The 21,935-nt window shown below is 66.8% G+C and carries 25 protein-coding genes; 8 read left to right on the top strand and 17 right to left on the bottom strand.

The window, feature by feature from the left end; genetic code table 11:
- Positions 1-452: 452 nt before the first annotated feature.
- Entirely contained in the window at positions 453-1,199 is a 747-nt protein-coding gene (locus ACOHX0_RS16735; protein ID WP_420678283.1) for a flavodoxin family protein, read from the bottom strand.
- Between the two features lie 340 nt (positions 1,200-1,539).
- Here ACOHX0_RS16735 and ACOHX0_RS16730 point away from each other — a divergent pair, with 340 nt between their 5' ends.
- From ACOHX0_RS16730 to ACOHX0_RS16700, 7 genes are all read left to right on the top strand, one after another.
- A complete protein-coding gene (locus tag ACOHX0_RS16730) occupies positions 1,540-2,562 on the top strand; it encodes a helix-turn-helix transcriptional regulator (RefSeq protein WP_420678282.1) in 1,023 nt (340 codons plus the stop codon).
- 354 nt (positions 2,563-2,916) lie between these two features.
- On the top strand, positions 2,917-3,339 hold the full coding sequence (locus ACOHX0_RS16725; RefSeq protein ID WP_420678281.1) for a hypothetical protein: 423 nt from the start codon (positions 2,917-2,919) through the stop codon (positions 3,337-3,339).
- A 66-nt stretch (positions 3,340-3,405) separates the two neighbouring features.
- On the top strand, positions 3,406-3,915 hold the full coding sequence (locus tag ACOHX0_RS16720; RefSeq protein ID WP_420678280.1) for a hypothetical protein: 510 nt from the start codon (positions 3,406-3,408) through the stop codon (positions 3,913-3,915).
- Positions 3,916-4,071: 156 nt separating this feature from the next.
- The gene (locus tag ACOHX0_RS16715) at positions 4,072-4,725 is read left to right on the top strand and encodes a cysteine hydrolase family protein (protein WP_420678279.1); all 654 of its coding nucleotides are present in this window, start codon (positions 4,072-4,074) and stop codon (positions 4,723-4,725) included.
- Between the two features lie 45 nt (positions 4,726-4,770).
- Complete coding sequence (locus tag ACOHX0_RS16710; RefSeq protein WP_420678278.1) at positions 4,771-5,298, top strand: peroxiredoxin-like family protein; 528 nt, start codon at positions 4,771-4,773, stop codon at positions 5,296-5,298.
- A gap of 203 nt (positions 5,299-5,501) precedes the next feature.
- On the top strand, positions 5,502-6,929 hold the full coding sequence (locus ACOHX0_RS16705) for a dihydrolipoyl dehydrogenase (RefSeq protein ID WP_420678277.1): 1,428 nt from the start codon (positions 5,502-5,504) through the stop codon (positions 6,927-6,929).
- Between the two features lie 25 nt (positions 6,930-6,954).
- On the top strand, positions 6,955-7,662 hold the full coding sequence (locus ACOHX0_RS16700) for a haloacid dehalogenase type II (protein ID WP_420678275.1): 708 nt from the start codon (positions 6,955-6,957) through the stop codon (positions 7,660-7,662).
- Here ACOHX0_RS16700 and ACOHX0_RS16695 read toward each other — a convergent pair.
- Genes ACOHX0_RS16695 through ACOHX0_RS16675 form a run of 5 tightly spaced genes read right to left on the bottom strand, consistent with a single transcriptional unit; the run spans position 7,646 to position 10,210 of the window.
- Positions 7,646-7,792 (bottom strand): hypothetical protein, encoded by a 147-nt coding sequence (locus ACOHX0_RS16695; protein WP_420678274.1) that lies wholly within the window; start codon positions 7,790-7,792, stop codon positions 7,646-7,648. The genes ACOHX0_RS16700 and ACOHX0_RS16695 overlap by 17 nt on opposite strands.
- Before the next feature lie 40 nt (positions 7,793-7,832).
- Positions 7,833-9,257 carry a mercury(II) reductase gene (gene merA, locus ACOHX0_RS16690; RefSeq protein WP_420678273.1) on the bottom strand — a complete coding sequence of 475 codons (1,425 nt, stop codon included), beginning with the start codon at positions 9,255-9,257 and terminating at the stop codon, positions 7,833-7,835.
- Positions 9,258-9,261: 4 nt separating this feature from the next.
- The gene (gene merF, locus ACOHX0_RS16685; protein ID WP_420678272.1) at positions 9,262-9,495 is read right to left on the bottom strand and encodes a mercury resistance system transport protein MerF; all 234 of its coding nucleotides are present in this window, start codon (positions 9,493-9,495) and stop codon (positions 9,262-9,264) included.
- Between the two features lie 4 nt (positions 9,496-9,499).
- Entirely contained in the window at positions 9,500-9,802 is a 303-nt protein-coding gene (locus ACOHX0_RS16680) for a heavy-metal-associated domain-containing protein (RefSeq protein ID WP_420678271.1), read from the bottom strand.
- An 18-nt stretch (positions 9,803-9,820) separates the two neighbouring features.
- Positions 9,821-10,210 (bottom strand): mercuric transporter MerT family protein, encoded by a 390-nt coding sequence (locus ACOHX0_RS16675; protein WP_420678270.1) that lies wholly within the window; start codon positions 10,208-10,210, stop codon positions 9,821-9,823.
- A gap of 74 nt (positions 10,211-10,284) precedes the next feature.
- Here ACOHX0_RS16675 and ACOHX0_RS16670 point away from each other — a divergent pair, with 74 nt between their 5' ends.
- On the top strand, positions 10,285-10,701 hold the full coding sequence (locus tag ACOHX0_RS16670) for a MerR family transcriptional regulator (protein ID WP_420678269.1): 417 nt from the start codon (positions 10,285-10,287) through the stop codon (positions 10,699-10,701).
- A gap of 26 nt (positions 10,702-10,727) precedes the next feature.
- On the opposite strand, the gene ACOHX0_RS16665 is transcribed toward ACOHX0_RS16670, so the two are convergent.
- The 11 genes from ACOHX0_RS16665 to ACOHX0_RS16615 form a co-directional block, all read right to left on the bottom strand.
- Positions 10,728-10,886, bottom strand: coding sequence for a hypothetical protein (locus ACOHX0_RS16665; protein ID WP_420678268.1), 159 nt, complete (start codon positions 10,884-10,886; stop codon positions 10,728-10,730).
- A 10-nt stretch (positions 10,887-10,896) separates the two neighbouring features.
- A complete protein-coding gene (locus ACOHX0_RS16660) occupies positions 10,897-11,154 on the bottom strand; it encodes a hypothetical protein (RefSeq protein WP_420678267.1) in 258 nt (85 codons plus the stop codon).
- Positions 11,151-11,825, bottom strand: coding sequence for a YcbK family protein (locus ACOHX0_RS16655; RefSeq protein ID WP_420678265.1), 675 nt, complete (start codon positions 11,823-11,825; stop codon positions 11,151-11,153). Before ACOHX0_RS16655 ends, ACOHX0_RS16660 begins: the two co-directional genes overlap by 4 nt.
- Positions 11,826-11,898: 73 nt before the next feature.
- Positions 11,899-12,186: a DUF6127 family protein gene (locus ACOHX0_RS16650; RefSeq protein WP_420678264.1), complete on the bottom strand. Its 288-nt coding sequence runs from the start codon at positions 12,184-12,186 to the stop codon at positions 11,899-11,901.
- Between the two features lie 19 nt (positions 12,187-12,205).
- On the bottom strand, positions 12,206-13,282 hold the full coding sequence (locus tag ACOHX0_RS16645) for a DUF2793 domain-containing protein (protein WP_420678263.1): 1,077 nt from the start codon (positions 13,280-13,282) through the stop codon (positions 12,206-12,208).
- 10 nt (positions 13,283-13,292) lie between these two features.
- Entirely contained in the window at positions 13,293-17,258 is a 3,966-nt protein-coding gene (locus ACOHX0_RS16640; protein WP_420678262.1) for a baseplate multidomain protein megatron, read from the bottom strand.
- 9 nt (positions 17,259-17,267) lie between these two features.
- The gene (locus tag ACOHX0_RS16635; protein WP_420678288.1) at positions 17,268-17,720 is read right to left on the bottom strand and encodes an NlpC/P60 family protein; all 453 of its coding nucleotides are present in this window, start codon (positions 17,718-17,720) and stop codon (positions 17,268-17,270) included.
- A 38-nt stretch (positions 17,721-17,758) separates the two neighbouring features.
- On the bottom strand, positions 17,759-18,643 hold the full coding sequence (locus tag ACOHX0_RS16630) for a DUF2163 domain-containing protein (RefSeq protein ID WP_420678261.1): 885 nt from the start codon (positions 18,641-18,643) through the stop codon (positions 17,759-17,761).
- Positions 18,640-19,266, bottom strand: coding sequence for a phage distal tail protein, Rcc01695 family (locus ACOHX0_RS16625; protein ID WP_420678260.1), 627 nt, complete (start codon positions 19,264-19,266; stop codon positions 18,640-18,642). Before ACOHX0_RS16625 ends, ACOHX0_RS16630 begins: the two co-directional genes overlap by 4 nt.
- Positions 19,266-21,767 (bottom strand): phage tail tape measure C-terminal domain-containing protein, encoded by a 2,502-nt coding sequence (locus ACOHX0_RS16620; protein ID WP_420678259.1) that lies wholly within the window; start codon positions 21,765-21,767, stop codon positions 19,266-19,268. The genes ACOHX0_RS16625 and ACOHX0_RS16620 overlap by 1 nt, the downstream gene beginning before the upstream one ends.
- Positions 21,760-21,888, bottom strand: coding sequence for a DUF7697 family protein (locus ACOHX0_RS16615; RefSeq protein ID WP_274590647.1), 129 nt, complete (start codon positions 21,886-21,888; stop codon positions 21,760-21,762). Before ACOHX0_RS16615 ends, ACOHX0_RS16620 begins: the two co-directional genes overlap by 8 nt.
- Between the last annotated feature and the right edge of the window lie 47 nt (positions 21,889-21,935).

The raw sequence follows: 21,935 nt of genomic DNA, 5'->3' as shown, positions 1-21,935 counted from the left end.
TCGCCGCCAGCCGGTCATCAATGCTCCAGAAGCCTGCTTGCCTCGACATGGCCGCCTCCCCGTTGCGCGGGAAGTGAATCACGTTATCCGCCGATCAACCAGAGGTTTCCGGAGGTGTCCAGCTTACAAGCCATTCACCAGAATGGCGCAGTCATCAGGTCCAGAGAATACAGGCTCTGAGAGACCGCTTTCCGGCCTCTCCTCGCAGGAGCCGGTGCTGACCCCCTCCCGCATAACCCTCGAAAACAACGAAAAAATCCGGCTGCAGCCGGGTCGGGAGAGCGCTTTTGCGAGGGCAAGTGGCGGAGGGGATGGGCCTGACGTCGAACCTTCTCCAACATCTACCGATTGATTTCATTGTGCTTTTCGTCGAGGAGCTCTAGTGGGATTTGCTTCTGGAGTACACAGAGGTCGCGCCTGCCGGAGGTGGATCTCGGGGATCGCCTTCGACCTCAGCTCCGGTGCTCGGGGTTCTCGAAGTCGAAGCGGCAGCCGGCCGACCAGGCCCTGCGGTCGTTGCCGTGGCTGGGAATCCCCCCGGCATCCTCCAGCATCCGCGCCATGTGCATCAGGTTCCAGGTCATGATTGTGGTGTTGCGCTGCGTGAACTCGTTGTCGAACCCCGCGCCGTCGTCGCCGTAGCTCGGGCCGGGCCCTGCCTCGCCGATCCAGCCGCAATCGGCCTGCGGCGGGATCGCGTAGCCCAGATGCGACAGGGAATAGAGCACGTTCATCGCCACATGCTTGATCCCGTCCTCGTTGCCGGTGACCACGACGCCGCCGGTCTTGCCGTAGAAGATGGACTGGCCCTTGTCGTTCAGCATCCCGGACATGGCATAGAGGCGCTCGATCAGGAGCCGGCAGACCGACGATTGTTCGCCCAGCCAGATCGGCGTGCCGATTACGAGAATGTCCGCCGCTTTTACCTTGCTCCACAGAGCGGGCCAATCGTCGTGATCCCAGCCATGCTCGCGCATGTCTGGCTGCACACCGAAGGCGACGTTGTGGGCGGTCATGCGGATCTCTTCCACGGCGACACCGCTCTTGCGCATGATTTCGGCCGAGCTGCCCATCAACAGCGACGTGTGGGACGCCTGGTCGGGATGCTTCAGCGTGCAGTTGAAGAACACGGCGCGCAGGTCGGAGAAGTCGGTCTTGTTCTCCTCGCACAGGGTGTATTGTTTTTCACTAAGATCCATCGGGCATCTCCATGTTCAGTTTCAGGAATGCAGCGGTCTCCTTCCGAGAAGTTTCCGCATCCATCGGGGATGCGGGATGTAGCGGCGAAACAGACCAGCCCCTGCGTCTTTCGCTTCGGTACGATACAACCAGCGAGGCATTATCCAACATTGCGTCAGCCAAGCAAGCCAATTGGCCGCAACGACTTTTGGCCTTGCGGGTCGGCAAGAAGTTCAAGAAGTGCTGCCTCAACTGAAGCTCCGACTCCACGCGTCCTCGCCGGACGCTTACTCGAAATACGGCTTTGCCCTATCGTCCTCCATCTCGCAACGAGCTATCATCCGACCGCAACGCGACCTCATGATCATGAAAAGCCTTCTTCAGCGGCTGCTGGACAGCCTTCCCAAATACGATCTCGAGACGAGCCCCGCCGAGGCATCGAGGCAGGAGGAACGGGCTCCCGATGCGCTCGAGCGGCTTCTAAGCACGTTGCAGGTTGCGGTGCATCCAATGGCCGTTTGCGAAGCTGGCCCGAACTCTACCCTTGCTCTTCCGGGGCTTCCGCACCCTCTGATCCACTACGTCCTCAAGGGATCGGGCGTTCTGCAGGTCGAGGGCAGCGAGGCGATCGTCTTCGAGCCGCACAGCTTCATTGTGCTTCCGCGCGGATCCGCCCATACAATCAGTGCAAGCGCAACGGACTTGGACTCGCGTCGCTCCGAACAACACGTGGCCATGATAAACCACATGCTCCGGATCTCCACCGGTTCGGGTGAGCCACCGGAGGCGATCCTCATCTGCGGCACGCTGGAGGCGAGTTACGGCAACACGATCGGCATGTTCGACTTGATTGATCGACCGATATCGATGGTTCTCCCGCCCGAGGACGCCTTGAGGAGGGCGTTTGAGGCGCTCCTCGAGGAACTGGTGGACCCGCGGCTGGGATCTCGTATTCTGACCGAAGCGCTTCTCAAGCAATGCCTGGTCTTGCTCGTGCGGCGGGTTGTGCCCGATCCGATGCGCTCGAGTTGGCTCCTGGGCTCCATGGACCCACGGCTCGCCAAGCCTGTGCTGGCCTTGCTCGAGGAACCCGCACGCAACTTTACTCTTGACGAGCTGGCACAAGCCTCCGGCATGAGCCGCTCGGTTTTCGCCGCACGGTTCCACTCCACTTTCGGCACGAGCCCGATCGATCTCCTCAAGCGAATACGCCTGCACAATGCCGCCGAACTTCTGGAGCGGACCGAGCTGCCGATCGCGATGGTGGCGCAAAGCGTCGGTTACGAGAGCCGGACGTATTTCTCCCGAGCTTTCCAGGCGGAATTCGGTGTGGACCCCAGGAGCTTCCGGGCCAGACGGCGCGGACCACCTCTCCAACCCTGAGTGCCGGCAGGACGATCAGGCACATTTTTGGGACGTGAGGGCACCGTTGGCTCTCCTAGGTCACCTTTCGGGAACGTTGTCGCCTGCATCCGGTTGGATTGGAGAGTGCAATACGATCCGGCACGGCGGTTCGGGAGCCACCCGGCCAATGCTGCCGACGTCAACTGAAGGAGAACTCACATGCATAAGGCAATCGCGTTTCTTACATCCACTGCCGCCGGTCTGGCCATGGCTGGCGCCGTGGCCGCTCAAGACGCCCAGCTTCCGGACCTCAGCGATTGGCACGAAGCCTCGCAGGCCGCGGCCCAGGACATGGTCGAGAAATACGGCCAGCCCGACGGCACGACCGATACAATGCTAGTCTGGAACGACAACGGTCCTTGGAAGCGGACGGTCATCTACAAGGAAGCCATCCAGCACGACTTCCCGACGCCGCATCCGGACGTGCTTGAACAGACGATCGACTACGACGTGGCCGTCGACATGTTCGACGACCTCGCCGAGTACGATGGCAGCGTCATCGTCGAGCGGACGGCGGCCACCATGGCGGCACGCTGCGACAAGGAGGCGGCCAACTTTCTGGCTCTCAACCTCGCCCACGACATTCTGACGGGCGAGCGCAGCATCGAGGAAGCCCGCACGTTCTACGCCGACACGATGCAGGCGGTGATGGGCGGCGGCGAACCGGAGAACCCGGAGTATATCCAGGGCTTCACCTTCGACGTGCCCCAGGAGGACCTCACCAACTCCGACGAGGTCCTTTTCGAGAAGTCCTGACCGGACAAAAAGCTGCGGGGCCGTTTGGCCCCGTAGCCTCGTCACGCAAAGAAAAGGAGGCGGAAAATGGCAAGGGCTTATCCGACTACTTCACCCGATCGCTTGGACGCGAAAGCAGCAATCTGGGCGGGTCTGATCGCTGGCGTCGTCTTCATGATGATGGAGATGATTTTGGTGGCCGTTACAGGAGGTAGCCCCTGGGGCCCTCCTCGAATGATGGCGGCAATGGTCATGGGAGATGGCGTTCTGCCACCACCGGCAACCTTCGATGCAATGATCATGATGGTGGCCATGGTCGTGCATGTCATTCTGTCCATACTGCTCGCTGTCTTGTTCGCTTGGGCCCTGTCGCTTTGGAGCCTCAGCGCTTGGGCGGCGGTCGCGCTCGGCGCGGGCTTCGGTCTGCTGGTTTATCTCGTCAACTTCTATCCGGTGGCCGCGATCCTGTTTCCGTGGTTCGCGATGGCGCGAAACTGGATCTCGATCATCAGCCATGTCGCCTTCGGCGCCGTCCTCGCATGGGCGTATCTCGCGCTTGCCCGCAGCGAACGAGGCGCGGCGCAACCGCATGCATGACCCGGTAGAGAACTCGGAAGCCCAAGCCAGAACTCTGGGAAAGCGCCGCAAATGCGCACAACGCCCTTGGAGAATTACCTTGGATCCAAGACGACCCCAGAAATTGCGACGGACCCGCAAACTCGGCCCCCTGCCTGAACCCATAGGATGCAAAAGATGAACATCGACAACAAAACCACCGCATTGGTCGTGACCGATCCCCAGAACGATTTCCTCAGCGAAGACGGTGCCGCTTGGGGGCTAGTCGGCGACAGCGTTCGCAAGAATGACACGATTGCCAACCTCGAGACCTTGTTGACCGCCGCGCGAGACGCTGGCTACCGCACGTTCGTGTCTCCGCACTACTACTATCCGGCCGACAAGGAGTGGCAGTTCGGCGGCACGCTCGAAAACAAGATGCACGAGATCGGGATGTTTGCCCGCAGTGGTCCGCTGGACCTGTCCGGGTTCGACGGATCCGGGGCTGACTGGCTGGAGCGGCTTAAGCCGCTGCTGACCGACAGCAACGTTATCGTGGTCAGTCCTCACAAGGTCTACGGGCCCCAGAACAACGACCTGACGCTGCAGCTGCGCAAACATGGGATCGGTAAGGTCGTTCTGGCCGGGATGTCGGCGAACCTGTGCGTCGAGTCGCACATGCGCGATCTGGTCGAACAGGGATTCGAAGTGTTCGTCGTCTCGGACGCCACCGCAGCCGCCATCGATCCGGATCTCGGTGACGGGTACCAGGCCGCCGTCGTCAACTTCAACTTCATCGCCAGCAAGGTCTTGACGACCCGAGAGGCAGTTGAAGTGCTGCAAGAAGGGTAACGGAAAGCTGCGTTGCTCAACTTCAACACGAAAGAGGAAACGAAAATGACAGACAAACCCAAATCCGGCGAGCGCCTTCCCGAAATCACAGTGCCGCAGCTTGGCGGCGGTGAATTGCGCTTCGGGGCTCCGACGGGCGATCACGACTGGCAGATGGTGGTGGTTTATCGCGGCAAGCACTGCCCGATCTGCAAGACCTACCTTGCGGAACTCGAGCGCACGGTGCCCGACTTCGCCAGGGCCGGGGTCGGCGTCGTCGCGGTATCCGGCGATCCGGAAGATCGCGCCCGCAGCTTCACCGATGAGATCGGCGTGTCATTCCCGGTCGGCCATGACCTGACCGTCGATCAGATGCGGACGCTCGGCCTCTATGTCTCGGAGCCGCGCTCGGAGAAAGAGACCGACCGTCCTTTCGCCGAACCGGGCGTGTTCGTGATCAACGCCGAGGGACTGTTACAGGTCGTGGACATCTCGAACGCGCCGTTCGCAAGACCGGATCTCGCCGGCCTCGCCAAGGGGCTGAAGTTCATCCGCGACAACGATTATCCGATTTGTGGTCGTCTGGCGGCCTGAAGCGTCAATGATGCCCGTAACTGACGCGCCGGGCGGGTTACCGCTTCCCGGCGCATTTCCAATCCGTGACTATCGAAAGGACGACATCACCATGAAGCTCGCTGACAAAAGATGCGTCATCATTGGTGCCGCCCGCATATACCGGGAACGCGCTACTCTGCCAAAGCATGGTAGTCAGTCACGGCTGGCGGATGAACAGAGCCATGCGCGAGGTTGATGTTGCCATCATCGGCGCGGGCACGGCCGGCATGGGGGCTTATCGCGCGGCGCGTACGCATACCGACCGGATCGTTCTGATCGAGGGCGGGCCCTACGGCACCACCTGCGCGCGGGTCGGCTGCATGCCCTCGAAGCTGCTGATCGCCGCGGCCGAGGCGGCGGAGGCGGTGCGCGAGGCCGCAGGGTTCGGCGTGCACGCCGCGCCGCGTATCGACGGTGCCGAAGTCATGGACCGGGTGCGCCGCGAGCGCGACCGCTTCGTCGGTTTCGTGATCGAGACGGTCGAAGGGTTCAATCCGTCCCACCGCTTGAAGGGCTGTGCGCGGTTCGCGGATCCGCACACCCTGCGGCTCGACACCGGAGAGGCCGTGCGCGCCGCGCGCATCGTCGTCGCCACCGGCTCGGCCCCGATCCGGCCAGACGTATTCGACGCCGTCGGCGACCGGCTGATCGTAAATGACGACGTATTCGACTGGACCGTTCTGCCCGGCGCGGTGGCGGTCTTTGGCGGCGGGGTCCTCGGGCTGGAGCTGGCGCAGGCGCTCTGCCGGCTGGGCGTGCGTGTGCGGCTTTTCGGCAAGGGCGGCGGGGTCGGACCCCTGTCCGACCCGGCGGTGCGCGATGCCGCCGCCGCTGCGATCGGCACCGATCTGCCGTTCGACCCGGACGCCGACGTGCAGGGGATCACCCGCGAGGGCGACACGGTGGCGGTAAGGTTCCGCGAAGGAGACGCCACGCGCGAAGAGCGATTCGATTGGCTTCTGGCCGCGACCGGTCGGGCGCCGGCGCTTGACGGGCTGAACCTTGCCGCGTCGGGTCTGACGCTGGATGAGCGCGGCGCCCCCCAAGTCGATCCGCTGACGATGCAGGCGGAAGGTGGCCACATCTTCTTTGCGGGCGATGTCGCCGCCCGCATCCCGCTGCTGCACGAGGCCGCTGACGACGGCCGCATTGCGGGCGACAACGCCGGGCGCTTTCCGCAGGTGCAGACCCATCGCCGCCGCACGTCGCTGGGCATCGTGTTCACCGACCCCAACATCGCCACGGTGGGCGCATCCTTCGCCGAGCTTTCCGAAAGGTCATGCGACTTCGCAACTGGAGCGGTTGATTTCGCTGATCAGGGCCGCGCCCGGGTGCTGCGCCAGAACCACGGTCTGCTGCGCGTCTATGGCGAACGCGCCACGGGCCGTCTGCTCGGCGCGGAGATGATCGCGCCGCGGGGCGAGCATTTGGCGCATCTGCTGGCGTGGGCGGTGCAGACCGGCATGGATGTAGAGACGGCGCTGCAGATGCCCTTCTACCACCCGGTGATCGAGGAGGGCCTACGCACGGCCCTACGCGACCTGAGCGTGAATCTGGGTCGTCGCACTGAAAATCCGCCGCGCAGCATTGACTGCGGCCCCGGCGCCTGAGCCAACAAGGAACGGATGTAACCCGATGAACAAGGACGAAATCCAGTCGTTCGGCGGCATGCCGCCGGTGAAGGCCGTGGCTTTCGACGTCGTCGAAACCCTCTTCTCGCTCGACTCGCTCAGACCCCGTCTGGCGTCGGCGGGGCTCGACGGTCATCATCTGGAGACCTGGTTCGCGTCATTCCTGCGCGATGCGTTCGCGCTGGAGATCTCTGGCGAGTACAAGCCCTTCCGGAATATCGCTTCAGCGAACCTGTCGCTCCTGCTCGAGAAGGAATTGGGCAAGGTCGATCGGCAGGCCGTCGACCACGTCCTCGACGGCTTCACCGAGCTCGTTCCCCACGACGACGTGGCGCCAGCGATGGCGGCACTGCGCGAGGCAGGAATCCGCATAGCGACACTGACCAACGGCAGCGTGAAAGTTACAAACGCGTTGCTGGAACGGGCGGGCGTACGGGACCTCGTGGAGCACGTGATCTCTATCGATGAGATCGGGCACTGGAAGCCGCACGCTGCAGTGTATCAATCCTGTGCGGAAAAGCTTCAGCTGCAGCCAGCCGAAGTGATGCTTGTCGCCGCCCATCCATGGGACATTCAGGGCGCCGGCCAGAGCGGCCTGATGACCGGTTACGTCACCCGGGGTGGCGCGCCCTTCCTCTCGGTGATGAGCACGCCGGATGTCGAGGGGGAGTCACTGACCGAGCTGGTCGGCAAGATCACCAATCTCGAGTGAAGCTGTCCGCCGGAACCTGACCCGTCCAGGCGGTCACCGCGACGCTCCAACCTGCAGTCTTCACCCGCATCGCGGCAACCATCGCCGCGGTACCCATTCCAATGATCGCCAGATCGTATTTCTTGCTCATGATCGCTTCCAATACTTAGAGAGTGTCTGCCGGCGCCTGCTCATCCCGCACAACAGGAGAGTTTCGCCACGTCCCGATCAAAGGTCTGGGCGGCGAGCTTCAGGCCCTCGACCGTGGTGAGGTAGGGAAAAATGGTCTCGCCGAGCGCCTTGGTCGTCATCCCGGCTTTCAGCGCCATGACGAGCGTCTGAATGCTGTCGGCCCCCTCGGGCGCCATGATGACGCCGCCGATCAACCGGTCGGTTCCAGCATCCGCAACCAGCTTGATCAGCCCTCGCGTGTCGCGCGCGGCCAGCGCGCGGGGGACGTTGTCGAGGGAAAGCACGCTGGTCTTGACCTCATGGCCCGCATCGCGGGCTTGCGCCTCGGTCAAGCCGACGCCCGCGACCTGCGGATCGCTGAAGGCCACCCAGGGCATGGCGGCGTTGTCGTAGCGCTCCGTGCCGCCCAACACGGCGTTCCTAGCGGCCAGCTTGGCGCCGTAGGCGGCCATGTAGACGAACTGATCGCGGTCGGTCACGTCGCCGGCCGCATAGACGCCGGGGCGTGTCGTGACCATGTCGTTGCCGATCTTGATCGCCCCGCGCGCGTCAGTCTCGACGCCCATCTCGGCGAGGCTCAGACCCTCGGTCTGGGGCGTGCGTCCCACGGTCAGGACCAGATGGTCGGCCGACAGATCCCGTGCGGCGCCGTCCACCGTCACCGTTAGAACCGCACAGTCCCCGTCGCGCCGCGCGGCGTCGTAGGTCGCGCCGTCGAGCACCGCGACGCCCTCGGCGCGCAGCGTCTCCGTCAGCGCCCGGGACACCTCCGGCTCGGTGCGCGGCAACAGGCGCGAGCGGCATACGATGGTGACCCGCGTGCCCATCCGCGCCATCATCTGCGCCAGCTCCACGCCGATGTAGCCGCCGCCGAGGAAGATCAGGCTCTCGGGCAACTGCTCCAGCTCCAGAAGCGACCTGCTGTCGAGCGTTGGGACATCCGGGAGGCCGGAGATGTTCGGCACGGCAGGCCGTCCGCCGGTGGCGACGATGACCTTGGGTGCTGCGATCTTGCGCCCGCCGACCTCTACGCCGCCAGGGACGAGCCGCGCCCGACCCTCGTCGATATAGGTGACGCCCTCGTAATCCGGTAGCAGGTCGGCATATTTCTTCTGCCTGAGAGTCGAGACGAGATCGTCCTTGGCCGAAACCAGCGCCGCCCAGTCGGCCACCTCGGCCGATCCTCGAAGGCCTGGAAAGCGATGCGCCGCCTGCACGCCGTGCACCGCCTCAGCAGCCCGGATCATCGTCTTGGAAGGCACGCAGCCCACGTTCACGCAGGTGCCGCCGATGGTGCCGTGCCCGACGAGCGCGACGCGCTTGCCCCCTTCGGCAGCAGTGATCGCGGCCGAGAATCCGGCCGATCCGGCGCCGATCACGACAAGGTCGAAATCTCCCCTGGGCGCGCAGCAATCGTCTTTCATCAAGTCATCCATCCGTTCGCATGGTCTGTCGCCGCTGCCGCCGCCAGACGGCGTAGACCGTCAGCGCGACGAAGAAGGCGAGCGCGGGCAGCAGCACATAGTCGAGCCAGCCAAGCCAGGCTGACAGGCCCACGGCGCCGAGAAGCACGATCAGCACTGGCGTGAAGCAGCAGAGCGCCGCGATGACGGTGCCGACGATCCCTGTCGCGATCAGCTTGCGGTCGCTCTGCTCGGTCATCCTTTCAGCCCGAGACGCGCGCCGGGTAGCCCGCGTTGGCCGAGGCGGTCGCGATGGCGTCGGCGCTGGTCGCGGCGGTGTCGAAGACCACCGTGGCGGCGCGGGCTTCGAAATCGATCTCGACGGCGCGCACGCCCTCGACGCCCTCCATCGCGCGCTTCACCGTGATCGGGCAGAGCGCGCAGGTCATGTTGTCGACCGCGAAGGTGACGGTCTGCTCGGCGGCGATGGTCTGCGCGGCGGCTGGAATGGCCGTGATCGGCACTGTGGCGGCCAGGCCGAACAGGGCAAGCGCAAGGATCTTCATGAGGGTGTCCTTTCAGCGTCAGTAGAGAAGCGGGGCCCACCAGTCGATGGTGAGCGCGGCGACAACGAGGATGAGGGAAGCCCAAAGCGCGGTCTTGGTGATCCGCGCCGAGGCTGGCCTTGCGCAGTAGGAACCGGGCTCACAGACGGTCGGCTTGCGGACATACACCTGCCGGAAGCCGGCCGCGATGAAGCCGAGCGCGATCACGGCAAAGACCGGCTTGTAAGGCTCCAGCGCCGTCAGATTACCAATCCACGCGCCCGAGATGCCAAGGGCCAGCAGAACCAGCGGCCCGACACAGCAGGCAGAGGCGAGAAAGGCGCCCAGCACCCCGACTGCCGCCAGCCAACCCTTCCGGGCCGGTCGATCCGCGCCGGCGCTATCCGTTCTGTCAATTGTCAGCACCATGTCGCGCACCTCTCGTCTGTGGCTGACGATGGGTGTAAGGTCTGTAGTAGCTACAGGCTCAAGAGGAAATTCGCATGTCAGATCACGAGAGCGAGAGCGGCTTCACCCGCGGAGATCTGGCGCGGGCGACCGGCAGCAACATCGAGACGATCCGCTATTACGAGAAGACTGGCCTTCTGCCCGATCCGCCCCGGACCGACGCGGGCTACCGGATCTATTCCGCCGTGCACGCCACGCGCCTGCGATTCATCCTGCGCGCCCGCGAACTCGGTTTCTCTATGGAGGACATTCACGGGCTGCTGGGGCTCGAAGACGGTACCGCGCCGACCTGCGCCGAGGTCAACGAGCGGACGGAGCGCCACCTTGCGGACGTGCGGGCGAAGATCGCAGACCTCAGGCGGATAGAGAAAGTGCTTTCGGCTACGGCGGCTCGATGTTCGGGAGAAGATGTGCCGGACTGCCCGGTTCTAGAAACGCTCGAAGGCTCATGAGGGGGCCGGGATCTGCCACTTCGGAATCAGCCACCTTCGATACACGCCCGCGCCTGCTCCCGCATCACCGCATAGTCACCCATCATCTCAACGGCGGCCGATCCCTCCGGCAGCACGGCCAGTTCCTTGGCCGCCCGCGTCTGGAACTCGGTGCTGTACTCCACCACGGGCGGACATGCTGCCAAGCCGTTCGCTTCAAAACCCGCCGTTGCGCAGCCGGTCAACCAGCTCGTCGCGACCGCGAGGACGACGAGCCGCCGCCTCCAGCATCCGGCGTTGGATTGCATTGGTCTTCTCCGTGATTTCGAGATGTTCAACGACACGGCCCGTCCGTTCACCGGACCGCCGGAGTGAGAGCAGGAACAGGAGCACGGCAAGCACGGTGGCGCCGTAGCGTAGCGCCGCCCGCATCCACGGGATCGCGGCGATCCCGGTGAGGAGCGCGCCAATCATCGCCGTCCCCGTTTCCAATCGTCGAGCCGTGCGTAGATCGTAACCGCGATCCCACCGAGCGCGATGGCGATAAACACCCAGCGCAACGTGTCGAGATACGGGACCAGCGGCAGGATCGCGGACTGGGTCTCAGCCAGGACGCTCTGCGCGACCTCGACACCCGCCGCACCCATCGTCGCCATTCCGGCAGCACCGCCTCCCTTCATGGTGCGGCTGTCGGCCAGCACTTCGCGCGCGGGCGGCGTCTCGGCTGCGAATGAGGTCTCCCGGACCGGGAACCGCTCGCCCCACTGCCGCGCGGGCCCCAGGTCGACATGGATGAAGCCCGAGCGCGGATAGAAGCCGAAGCCGAGGAATCCGACCTCGCGCGCCGCGGTCTCGAACGCCACCGGGTCGTGGTTCGCCATGGCGATGTCGAAGGCGGCGCCGTCGAGGTGCTTGGAGCGGGTCGCACCGCCTACGGCGCGGTTGTGCTCGGGACTGCGATAGGCCGAGCGCACGATCAGCGGCTTGCTCAGCCGGTCGCGCAGCGCCTGCAGCTTGTCGAGCGCGGGCTCGTTGATCAGCAGCTTGCCAGTGCCCCGGCACGCGATCTCTGCCGGGCTGAAATTCGGCCAGCGCCATGCGCTCTCCGGCACATCGCGCCAATGGTCGTAAAAGGTCGTGGTCATCGTGTCCTCCAGAAACGAAAAACCCGCCTCGAGGGCGGGTGCGGGTTGGTGCGTGAATTGTCGCGATGGGCAGCTACGGGCTGCCACCGAAGATCTTGAGCTTGATGGCGATGCCCGCGAGCAGCGCCAGCATGACGCCGGTGGTGATCATGCGGACGGCGGTCTGCATGGCGGTGCGGCGCACCAAGCGGATGCAGTCCACCAGCGATCGCAGATCGCGGATGTCGAGCGCGGCCTCGTCGCCGTCGAGACCGACATCGGCCAGCGCACGCTTCGCGCCTTCCTCGGCCGCCCGCGTCAGGATCGCCTCGAACTCGGCGTCGGGCATGCGCACGAAGTCCTCGGATCGGGGTGGGTTCATAGGATCCTCCTTCCGCCGCTCAGCCGACCTTGCAGCCCCAGAAGGACGTGTGGTCAGCTGCGAAGTAGCCGTCCGCGACCCGGAAATACCCCTGCAGCTCGACGGTATCGCCCGCGGTGAGCGGCACCATGGTCTGCAGCCAGATCGCGGTGGCGAGCGAGACGTGGGTGGCGGAGATTTCGCCAAGGGAGCCGCGGATTTCGGTCGTACCGTTCAGCACGAGCCGCCCGCGCATTCGGGCCGTGGCGCTGGCGTTGATCTTGTAGAGCAGCGTCGCGCCGAAGAGGTAGGTGCCGTCGACCGGGGCGACGAAGTGGTTGTTCGCGGCGTCGAAGGCTCCCTGATCGTTGGTGTCGGTGTTGTTGAGGCCGATCTTCGTCCAGGTCCCGACGCCGACATAGTTGTCGTAGTTCGTGTATGCCTTGAACCGCGGCAGCCGGGGCTGGTCGACGATGCCGGTGGCGTTGTCGACGCTCAGCCCGTCGAAGAAGGTGCTGCCGTCGGCGGAGACCGCGAGGCGGAACCGGTCGGAGCCGAAGAGGCCCACAAGCGCCTTGGTCACGAAGTTGGTCTGCAGCGTCAGGCCGAGGTCGTCGCCTGCGGACTCCTTGTTCATGGTGTATAAGAGATCGCCGGTCCCGCCTTCTGCGATGGTCTTCGCCGTCCAGAGCGCGGCGTTGAGCTTGGCCGAGAACGGGTTCGACGCATCCGCCGTGGTGCCGAGCCCGAGGAGCGCCATGTTCTGCAGCGCCGCAGGCGTCGTTCCGATCCAGGCTACGCCGTCGTACACCAGCAGCAGGCTCTCGTCCTCGATCCACGCCCGCCAGCCGGTCCGTGGCGGCAGACGCAGCCACGCCCCGTCGGTCCAGAGCGCGACGTTCAGGTCCCAGCCCGCCCAGCCGCCCGTCGCGCCCGAGCCGACGATGTAGCGGTCGCCGTCGGCGGGGCTCGCAGGGGGTGCTGCCAGGTCCCGATCGATAACAGAGAGCTGGACGAGCCCGTCGAGGATCCGCAGTGCCTCGTTGTGGGTGACATGCTTCTGGGCCTGCGCCGCCAGGATGTAGGGCAGCAGGAGATGGGTCGTGGCATCGGACATGGGATGGCCTTCAGAACAAGAGCGTGACGGTCTTGGGCGCGCCCCGCCCGACGAGGGCGGAGAGTTGAGAGATACGGATGTCGAGCGTGTCGCCGGGGGCGAGCGGCGCGCCCCAGTCGGCGGTCTGGGCGGCCGCGGTGTAGAGCGCGCTGGTGGTGGCGGTGCTCAGCGCCCGCTTCACCGTCGCGCCGTCGAGGATCTCAACCTCGTAGGTCTCCAGTTCCTCGCCGAGCGGCACCTCCAGCCCACCCCAGCTGTCGGCCGAGAGGGCGCGGGACCGGCGCGTCCACCGGATGGTCAGATCGCCGGACGTTCGCGGCGTGCGCCACGGCTGCTCGATATGGGCGACGGAGAATGGTCGGAGACCGACACCCTCGGGCGCGAAGGTCTGCGCCACATAGGTCTCGTCGCTGACCGGGCGGCTTGCGGGGCCGATGCGCCAGTTCCATGGAATCCCGAGATCGGCCTCGGCGATCGGCAGCGATGCAAGGCTGTCGTCGAGCACCACCACCCGTGCGCCAGCGGGCGCAGGATTGCCCATGGCGCCCTCGGTGCCGCGTTGGCCACGCAGGAGCCGGGTCAGACGATACCGACCCGGCGCCAGCAGTTCCGCTGCGCCCGCCTGAACGATCTCCCAGACGCCGGGCGCGCTCTCGATGGCCAGCGCGTTGGCCCCGCCGAACAGCGTCAGGTCGGTGACGCTCTCCAGAGTGCCGGTCAGCAAGTCGACCACCAGCGCGTTCCCGAGGTCGAAGCGCGACGTCGGTCCCGCAAAGAAGTCCGAGACCAGTGTGCCGATCCGGGCGCGGCTGCCGAACGTGGTCAGCAGCTCGAAGCCATCCGTGGAGGGGCTGCGGAACACCGCCATCTCGCCCGGCCAGGGAATGGCGTGCGCTGCGACGAGCGGCCGATGCGCGGGCTGGTCCTCGGTCAGCTGCGGCAGGTCCATCAGCACGGCATCCGGCGCGCCGAACACGACGGCACGCGTCAGCGACGCCGCGCGAGGATCGCCGGGCGGCAGGTCGTAGGTCGCGCGGTCTTGGCGGACCGCCTCGATGCCGCGCGCCTCGGCGTCGGCGATGGAGACGAGCCGCAGATCGACCAGCCGCCCGTCATGCGCGAGCCGGATCGCGTCGGCCGGATCGAGCGCGAGCCGCGATGGCGGCAGACGGAACACCGCCGTCTCGCGCCCCACCCACGCCTCCATCAGCGCGCGGCGGCAGCGGCGCTCGGCCTCCTCCGGCGGTACCGCCATGGGGAAGGACTCGGAGGCGATCCGCGTCGTGTCCACGGTGATACGCCGCGCCTCGACGAGGGCCGCGTCGTAATCCTCGTCGGCGCGGGCGACCTGCCACTTCAGCGCCTGCGGCAGTTCGGTCTCCTGGCCGCGCGTCAGCTCCAGCACGTCGCCCTCGCGGGCCGCCACCAGATCGTCGGGCCCGAGAGTGGCGACGGAGGCCCGGCCGCGCATGACGAAGTGGATCACCCCCTCGGTCTCGACGGCGTCGAAGCCGAAGTGGCGCGACAGCGTGGTGATCGAGGCGCGCGGGCTTTCGAGCGCCGTGATGGCGTAGCCCTCGACCGCGCCCCAAAGCCCGGTGACGTCGATCCTCGCCTCGGGCAGCCCGGCGCGCAGGCAGAGATGCCGGACCAGCGCCGCCAGCGACACGGCACCCAGCCGCCCCGTCAGCCAGTGCCCCAGTCGCCAGTTCGCCCCGTCCGTCCAGACGTCGGTCAGTGCGGGGAAGAAGGGATAGGGCCGCGCGTCCCATGTCCAGGCGGCGCATTCCGGCACATGCACCATGCGGCCGCCGTAGACCGAGGACAGCGGGTTGTTCGCCGCCTCGCCCCACCAGAGATAGGTCGCCTCGAGATAGGCGCGCTGGATCGCGTCATCGCGCCAGCCCCGCGAGAAATGCGGCGTGAAGCTCTCCGTGGACTTGGGGTCGAAGAAGACGTTTGGCTGGTTGGTGCCCCGGTCGATGGCGGGACAGCCGAGCTCGGTGAACCAGACCGGCTTGGATTGCGGCGTCCACGCTGTCGGCGTCCCGCTCTCCACCCCGCCCGGGCGGTCATAGTGCGGGTTCGACCACCAGGCGCGCAGATCCTTGTAGCGGAAGACCCAGGGCTTGGCCGCCGCGCCATCCGTGATCGGAGTGCGGACCTGAGCGGAGCGATCGGCGGCGCTCGCGTAGAACCAGTCGAAGCCTTCGCCGCCCGCGATATTCCCCTGCAAATAGGCCCGGTCGTAGATCGCGGGCCAGCCCTCGGCCGCGTCGAGATGCTCGAAACCGTCGCGCCAGTCGGAGATCGGCATGTAGTTGTCGATCCCGATGAAATCGACGTTCCCGTCCGCCCAGAGCGGGTCGAGGTGAAAGAACACGTCGCCGCTGCCGTCGCCCGGCTGGTGACCGAAGTACTCCGACCAGTCCGCCGCGTAGCTGATTTTCGTGCCGGACCCGAGGATCGAACGGACATCGGCGAGCAGGTCCCGATACGCCTGCACCGCCGGATAGGTGGCCGCGCCCGAGCGGATGGTCGTCAGCCCCGGCATCTCGGTGCCGATCAGGAAGGCGTCGACCCCGCCCGCCGCCGCGCAGAGATAGGCATAGTGCAGCACCATGCGGCGCAGGCCCCAGTCGCCGGGCGTGCCGGTCCAGCTGACGCTCTCGCCCGAGATACTGAAGCTGGCGGGCGTGGCCGCACCGAACAGCGCCGCGACCTGGCTTGCGGCCGTGGCGGTCTTGTCGACCGATCCTGCAAATCCCGCCGCAGGCGAACAGGTGATCCGTCCCCGCCAGGGGAACGCGGGCTGCCCTGTCTCGGCGGCGTTGTCGGAATAGGGGTTCGGCAGCGTGTTGCCGGGCGGCACGTCCATCAGGATAAACGGGTAGAAAGTGACCCGCAGCCCGCGGGCCTTCATCTCCTGGATCGCCTGCACCACCGCGAAATCGGAGGGCGTACCGCCATAGACGGGACGATCCTGATCATCGCGGCTGACGAGGAAGGCGCTGGCGCGGCTGACGCCGTTCACCGACCAGCTGGCGGGCGTGGTGGATTTGGCCGAGACCTCGACGCCCGGCCGCACCTTGCAGGAGCCCGCACGCAGATCGTCGCCGAACCAGGCGACGACGAGGCTGACGCTCTCGACCGCCGGGGCCATCGCCTGCAGCCGGTCGAGCGCCTCCACCATGTCGGTGGAGTCTGCCAGCGCGTTCAGGTTCTCGGGCACCGTCGCGCCGCCGTCGGTCTTGCGGATCGCCTGCGTCGCGTAGGTGAATTCGCCGGAGGCCGGGATCATGGTGACGGCGCGGGTCAGTCCCTCGGCGGTGTCGGGATCGGCGAGCGGGCGGAACACCTCGAAAGAGAGTTGCGGCAGGCGGTTGCCAAAGGTGGAAAGCGCCAGCTCCTCGAAGACCACATAGGCCGTGCCGCGATAGGCGGGCGTGCTGGCCGCGCCCATCCTGGCCGCGGTGAACGGATCGGCGGTCTGCGCTTCGTCGCCGGGATACCAGCGCCAGGTGACGCCGGAAAGGTCCATCGGTTTGCCGTCGGCCCAGATGCGGCCGATCCCCGTGATTGGCCCCTCGCAGAGCGCGACGGCGAAGCTCGCATAGTAGAGATACTCGGTGGTCTTGACCTTGCCGCCCCCGCCGCCCTTGCCGCCGCCCTGCGTGGTGGTCTTCGTCTCCTCGCGAAAATCCGTCGCCCAGATGATGTTGCCGCCCATCCGCATCCGACCGTAGAGCCGCGGGATGACCGCGCCCTCGGTGGCCGAAGTGACGCGCAGCGTGTCGAGACGCGCGCCCTCGATGCGCTGCGTCGGCGCCAGCGACGAGATGATCCAGCCGTCGACGACCGAGCCTATGCTGGAGCCGATGAAGCCGCCGATGGTGGCGGCGCTGACGCCGAGGATCGCGCCGCCGATCGAACCGCCAATGGCGGCGCCTGCAGCACCGAGGACGAGGGTGGCCATGTTCGGGTCTCAGCGTTGCGGGAACAGAAAGGCGAAGGCGATGCGCCGCCGCCAGGATGGGGTCAGCGGTTCCTCGATCACGCCGAGCCGCTCGTAGGCGTGGAGGAAGCTGTCGGGTCCGGTGAGGATCCCGACATGCTTGGCAATGGCGCGCGGTATCATGCGAAAGAGGACCAGCGCACCGGGACCGGCGTCGCACGGCTTGATCTCCGGCATCATGCGGCGCGCGCCGTCCGCCAGGACTTCGCGCGGGCCCGTCTCGCCCCAGTCCCGGCTGTAGGGCGGGATCGGGAACGGCTCGGGGCCGACGACTTCACGCCAGACGCCCCGCGCCAACCCGAGGCAGTCGCAGCCGACGCCCCGCAGACTGGCTTGATCATGATACGGCGTGCCGAGCCAGGAGCGTGCGATGGCGATGACGCGCTCGGGATCGGCGGTGGCTCTCGTGCATCGCGATGCGATGCACTGCCGCCCGTCGTTTCCAGCGGAAACAACGTTGGTCACAGCACGGACCCCTCATGCCCGCCATCCTTGGTGGCGTAGCGCAGCACCGCATCTTGGCCGGGGATGTGCGGGAAGCCCCGGAAGTTGGCGGTGTTGGCGAACTTCGCGCCGCAGGTCTCCATCCGCTTGTCGCAGCCAGCGCGAATGGTGAAGGCATCGCTTTCGGCGATGGACCGCACCGGCGCCTCAAGCAGGGTCAGCACGGCGATGCCATCCGTGACGTCATGGCCCAGCACTTCGGTGCGCCGTCCCGCGTTCGCGCCGCTGGTCCAGTCCAGCGTGCCGAAGGTGAACCATCCGGAGGCGAACCCGCCAAGGCCTGAGGCGGTGAAGGCCCGGTCGCGCAGGGGATCGATGACGGCGCCCGTCCCCTTGAAGGCCGGATCCTCGAGATCGACGCCGCAGCGCGCATCGCCGAGGGCGGCGTCGCAGGTCGCCTGGAACGTCCGCCCGATTGTCTGGCCCAGCACATGGGCGAGCGAGCGCACCTCGGCGACGAAAGCCAAGCGCCCGCGCCGGATCTGGCCGATGGCGCCCCGCCGCATCAGCACGCGCTGGCTCGTGTCTGCCCAGTTCGCCCGCCAGACCTCGACCTCGGCATTGTCCCAGCGGCCGTCGAGGATGTCGGTCTCGGTGATCCGGTCCGAGGTCAGCACGCCCTCGGCATCCTGCGCATCGACCGAAAGGTCGGAGCCCGAGCGCACCTCGGAGGCCGTGAGCCCGCTCTCGGGCTCGAAGTCGGTCCCGTCGAAGCTGAGCGTCCGGTCGTGGTCGGTGAAGCCGAAACTCACGCCGTCGGCACGCGCGATCCGCCAGCACCAGGCGAGCGTCGTCGTGCCCTCGTCGAGATGGGATTGCAGGGCAGGATCCAAGTTCTTCATCGGCGCAGTTCCAGCAACGGAATGGAGGTGATCGAGCCGAGCCGCTCGAGGTCGAGCGTCACGTCGAGCGCATCTGTGTCGAAGCGGACGGGCACGTCGAATTCGAAGCCCGCGGTGATGGCGACGCCGGAGCCTGGCGCAGTACCGAAGGTGACGACGCCAGTGGCGGTGTCGACCGACCAGCCGGAGGGCTGCTCGACCCCGCCGAGCGCGATGCGCACGGTGCCCGTCACCGGCTTCGCGATGCCGCGCGTCCAGGATTGCGCGCCCGAGGCGTAGCGCTTCACCAGCTGGAAGGCGGTCGTCGCGCCATCGCCGGTGCCGATCGCCTGATCGGTGGGCGACGGCGTACCCGAAGGCAGGCAGGACTTGTGGTCGCCCCAGTCCTTGAAGCGGAAACCGTGCAGCCGCCCGTTCCGTGCCTCGAAGAACGCGACCACCGCCGCCAGATCGTCGGCGCGGCGGATGCCGTAAGCGACATCGTAACGGCGGCGCGAGTTGGCCCAACTGGCGTTCCTCTCTTCGTCGCCCGAGGCGAGCTCGACGATCTGCGTGCGCCGCTCCGGCCCGCCCCGCGCGCCGCGGCTGATGTTGTCGGGAAACCGGACCTCGTGGAACGCCATCACATTCCCCTCCGCCCGAGCGACACGGCGCGGGCGATGTCGGCCGCAACCTGCGTCCGCGATTGACGGAAGCTCTCGGCGTCGCGGGCCATGATCGTGACGTTGACCCCGCCGCCCGCGCCGTAGCTCTGCGCCTCGCGACGCGAGAGCACCCGCTCGCCGCGTTGCAGGATCGCGGGCACCTCGTCATGGCGCAGCCCCGCCATGCCGCCTGAATGCATTCGCGGGGCGGCAGCGAAAGCCATGGCCGGGACCATCCGCGACGGTCCGGCCGATCCGACCATCCCGCCCGCATGCAGGACGTTGGCGAGTAGCGGGGCCAGGAAAGGCCCCAGTGGGGCGTTTCCCCCCGCTACGCCGCCCGCGCCGGAGAACATGCCGGAGAGCGCGTTTGCGATCGGCCCGAGGATGAACCGCCGCGCCGCGAGTTGGGCGAGATCGGCCAGCAGCGAGGTGACGAGATCGCGGAAGTTCAGCTTGCCGGTCTTCACGAACTGGCCCACCGCGTTCTCGGCCGACTGGAAGGCGCCGACGAGGCTCTGGCCGATATCGCCGCCGATGTCGCGGGCCTTGCTGGCATAGTCGGAGAGCGCCGCCGTGACCGCCTGCCAGCCAGTGACGGCCGCCTCGGTCGCGGGCTCTGCAGCTGCGGCAGTAGCCCCGGCCGCCGCGCCTGCATCTGTTGCAGCGCGCCCGGCATCGCCGAGCGCCGTCTCCAACCTCTCGGCCGCACCAGTGGCCTCGGTCAGCGCATCGGCACCGTTCGGCGGGACAACCGTCCCCCGGACGGTTGTCTGATCCGCCTCACCGTCGGTGCCGCGCACGGCATCGCGCAGCGCCTGCCAGCTTTCGAGAGGCGCACGTGCCCCCTCGGCCAGATCGCGCGCGACGTCACGGTAGAGGTTCGCGGATTCGAGCGCGCGGTTCGCCGCCTCGGTCAGACCGAGATCGGGCGCGGTGAGCGGATTGTCCTCGAAGGCGCGGTCGAACGCCGTCTGCGCGGCGGTGGTCGCAGCCGTCGCCGCACCCTCGAAGCGGTTCTCGATCTCGCCGAGGTCGAGGTCCGGCACCAGCGAGATGCGCTGCTCCGACCCGAGTGCTTCGAGTCCGGCGTTGATGCCGCCGATGAAGCCGTTGATGCGCGAGACCACGCCGTTCAGCATCGCCTCGACGCCATCGACCAGGCTGTTCGCCGCTTGGAACGCCAGATCGCCGATGGCGGCGGGCAGCAGACCCCAGATCGCCTTGATCGCCTCGTAGGCGCCCTCAAACGTGTTGGTGGCTGTATTTCCAAAAGCCACAACGCTCTCGATGGCGCTCTGCATGCCAGAAGCGGCATCCGCCTTCAGATCGAAGAACATTGCCGTGGCCGCAGCGCCCGCCGCCGCAGCCCCCATCTTGATCCGATCCCAGACTTCGACGGCAAGGTCCTTTAGGAGCGACATTGCCTCGCCAAAGCCGCCAGCTCCCGACACAAGCCGGGTGAACTGGTAGACGAGTTCGCCAGCGCCGACGATCAGCGCCCCGATACCGGTCCGGATCAGCGCGCCGCGCAAAACGACGAGCGCGGTTGCAAGGCCACGGACCGAAAGCGCCGCAGCGGCCATTCCCGCCACCCAGCGGCTCGCGAGAAAGGCCGCGAAGGTGGCGGCGTAGGTGGTCAGGCGGCCGATGTTGTCGAAGAGCCCGCGGATCGAGGTGCCCAGCGGACCCGTGCGGCTTGCCACGGCCGCCATGGCGTTGGCGACGGCCTCCAGCGCCGGTGCTGCGGCGACAGCCAGCTGGTTCGAGAGCCCGCGCCAGATCAGCCAGAGCCGGGAGATCGCATCGTTGGTCCGCTCGATCTGTTCAGCGTCCTGCTCGGAGACGACGACTCCGAAAGCGAGGACGTCCTCCGTCGCCTGGCGCAGCGTCGCCGTGTCGATCCGCGACATGGCGATCGAACCTTCCTCGCCGAACAGCTGGCCCGCGACTGCTGCGCGTTCAGCGGCAGGCACGAAGTCCTCGATGGCCGCGTTGATCGCCCCCACGCGTTCGTCGAGCGACAGGGCCAGCAGATCGGAGGCCGAAAGCCCCAGCCGCTCGAGCGCCTGCGCCGCAGGCCCGCCACCCGCCGCGGCCTGGCTCAACCGCCGCGTCAGATCCTTCGTCGCCTGCTCGATGCCGGACATCGACACGCCCGCCAACTCGCCCGCCCGCTCGAGCGTCTGGATCGAGGCGACGGTGGTCCCGAGCGACTGGGCGAGCTTGGCCTGCGTATCCACCGCCTGCAGGCCGGAACGCACCATGGCGACGCCCGCGGCCGTGGAAGCTGCGACGGCAGCAGCTGCCGCAACTCGCACCTGCCGTGCGAAACCTGCGAGCCGGGCGTTGGCCGCCTCCATCTCGCCACTGAGACGGCCGAAGCCGCGCGCGCCGGCCTCGCCGACACCTTCCAGTTCGGCGCGCACCTGTCGGCCGCCAACCGCGGCGAGGCGGACGGACACACGCTTTTCAGCCATCGGGACGTTCCATCTGTTCGTTGAGTTTGGCCACCATCACCGCTTCGATGACCGGCAGCAGTTCAGCCATGGCGAGCGGCGGCACGCCGAGGGCGTTACCGAGCGCCAGTGCCGCCGACATGTCCCAGCCGACGACGGTGCCGGGCAGGACACGGAGCTGACCGCCGA

This window comes from Cribrihabitans pelagius, from assembly GCF_048820915.1.
In the GTDB taxonomy this organism is placed as follows: Bacteria; Pseudomonadota; Alphaproteobacteria; order Rhodobacterales; family Rhodobacteraceae; genus Cribrihabitans_A; species Cribrihabitans_A pelagius.
Note: the sequence above shows the minus strand (reverse complement) of the source record. Positions and strands in the feature narration are given on the sequence as shown.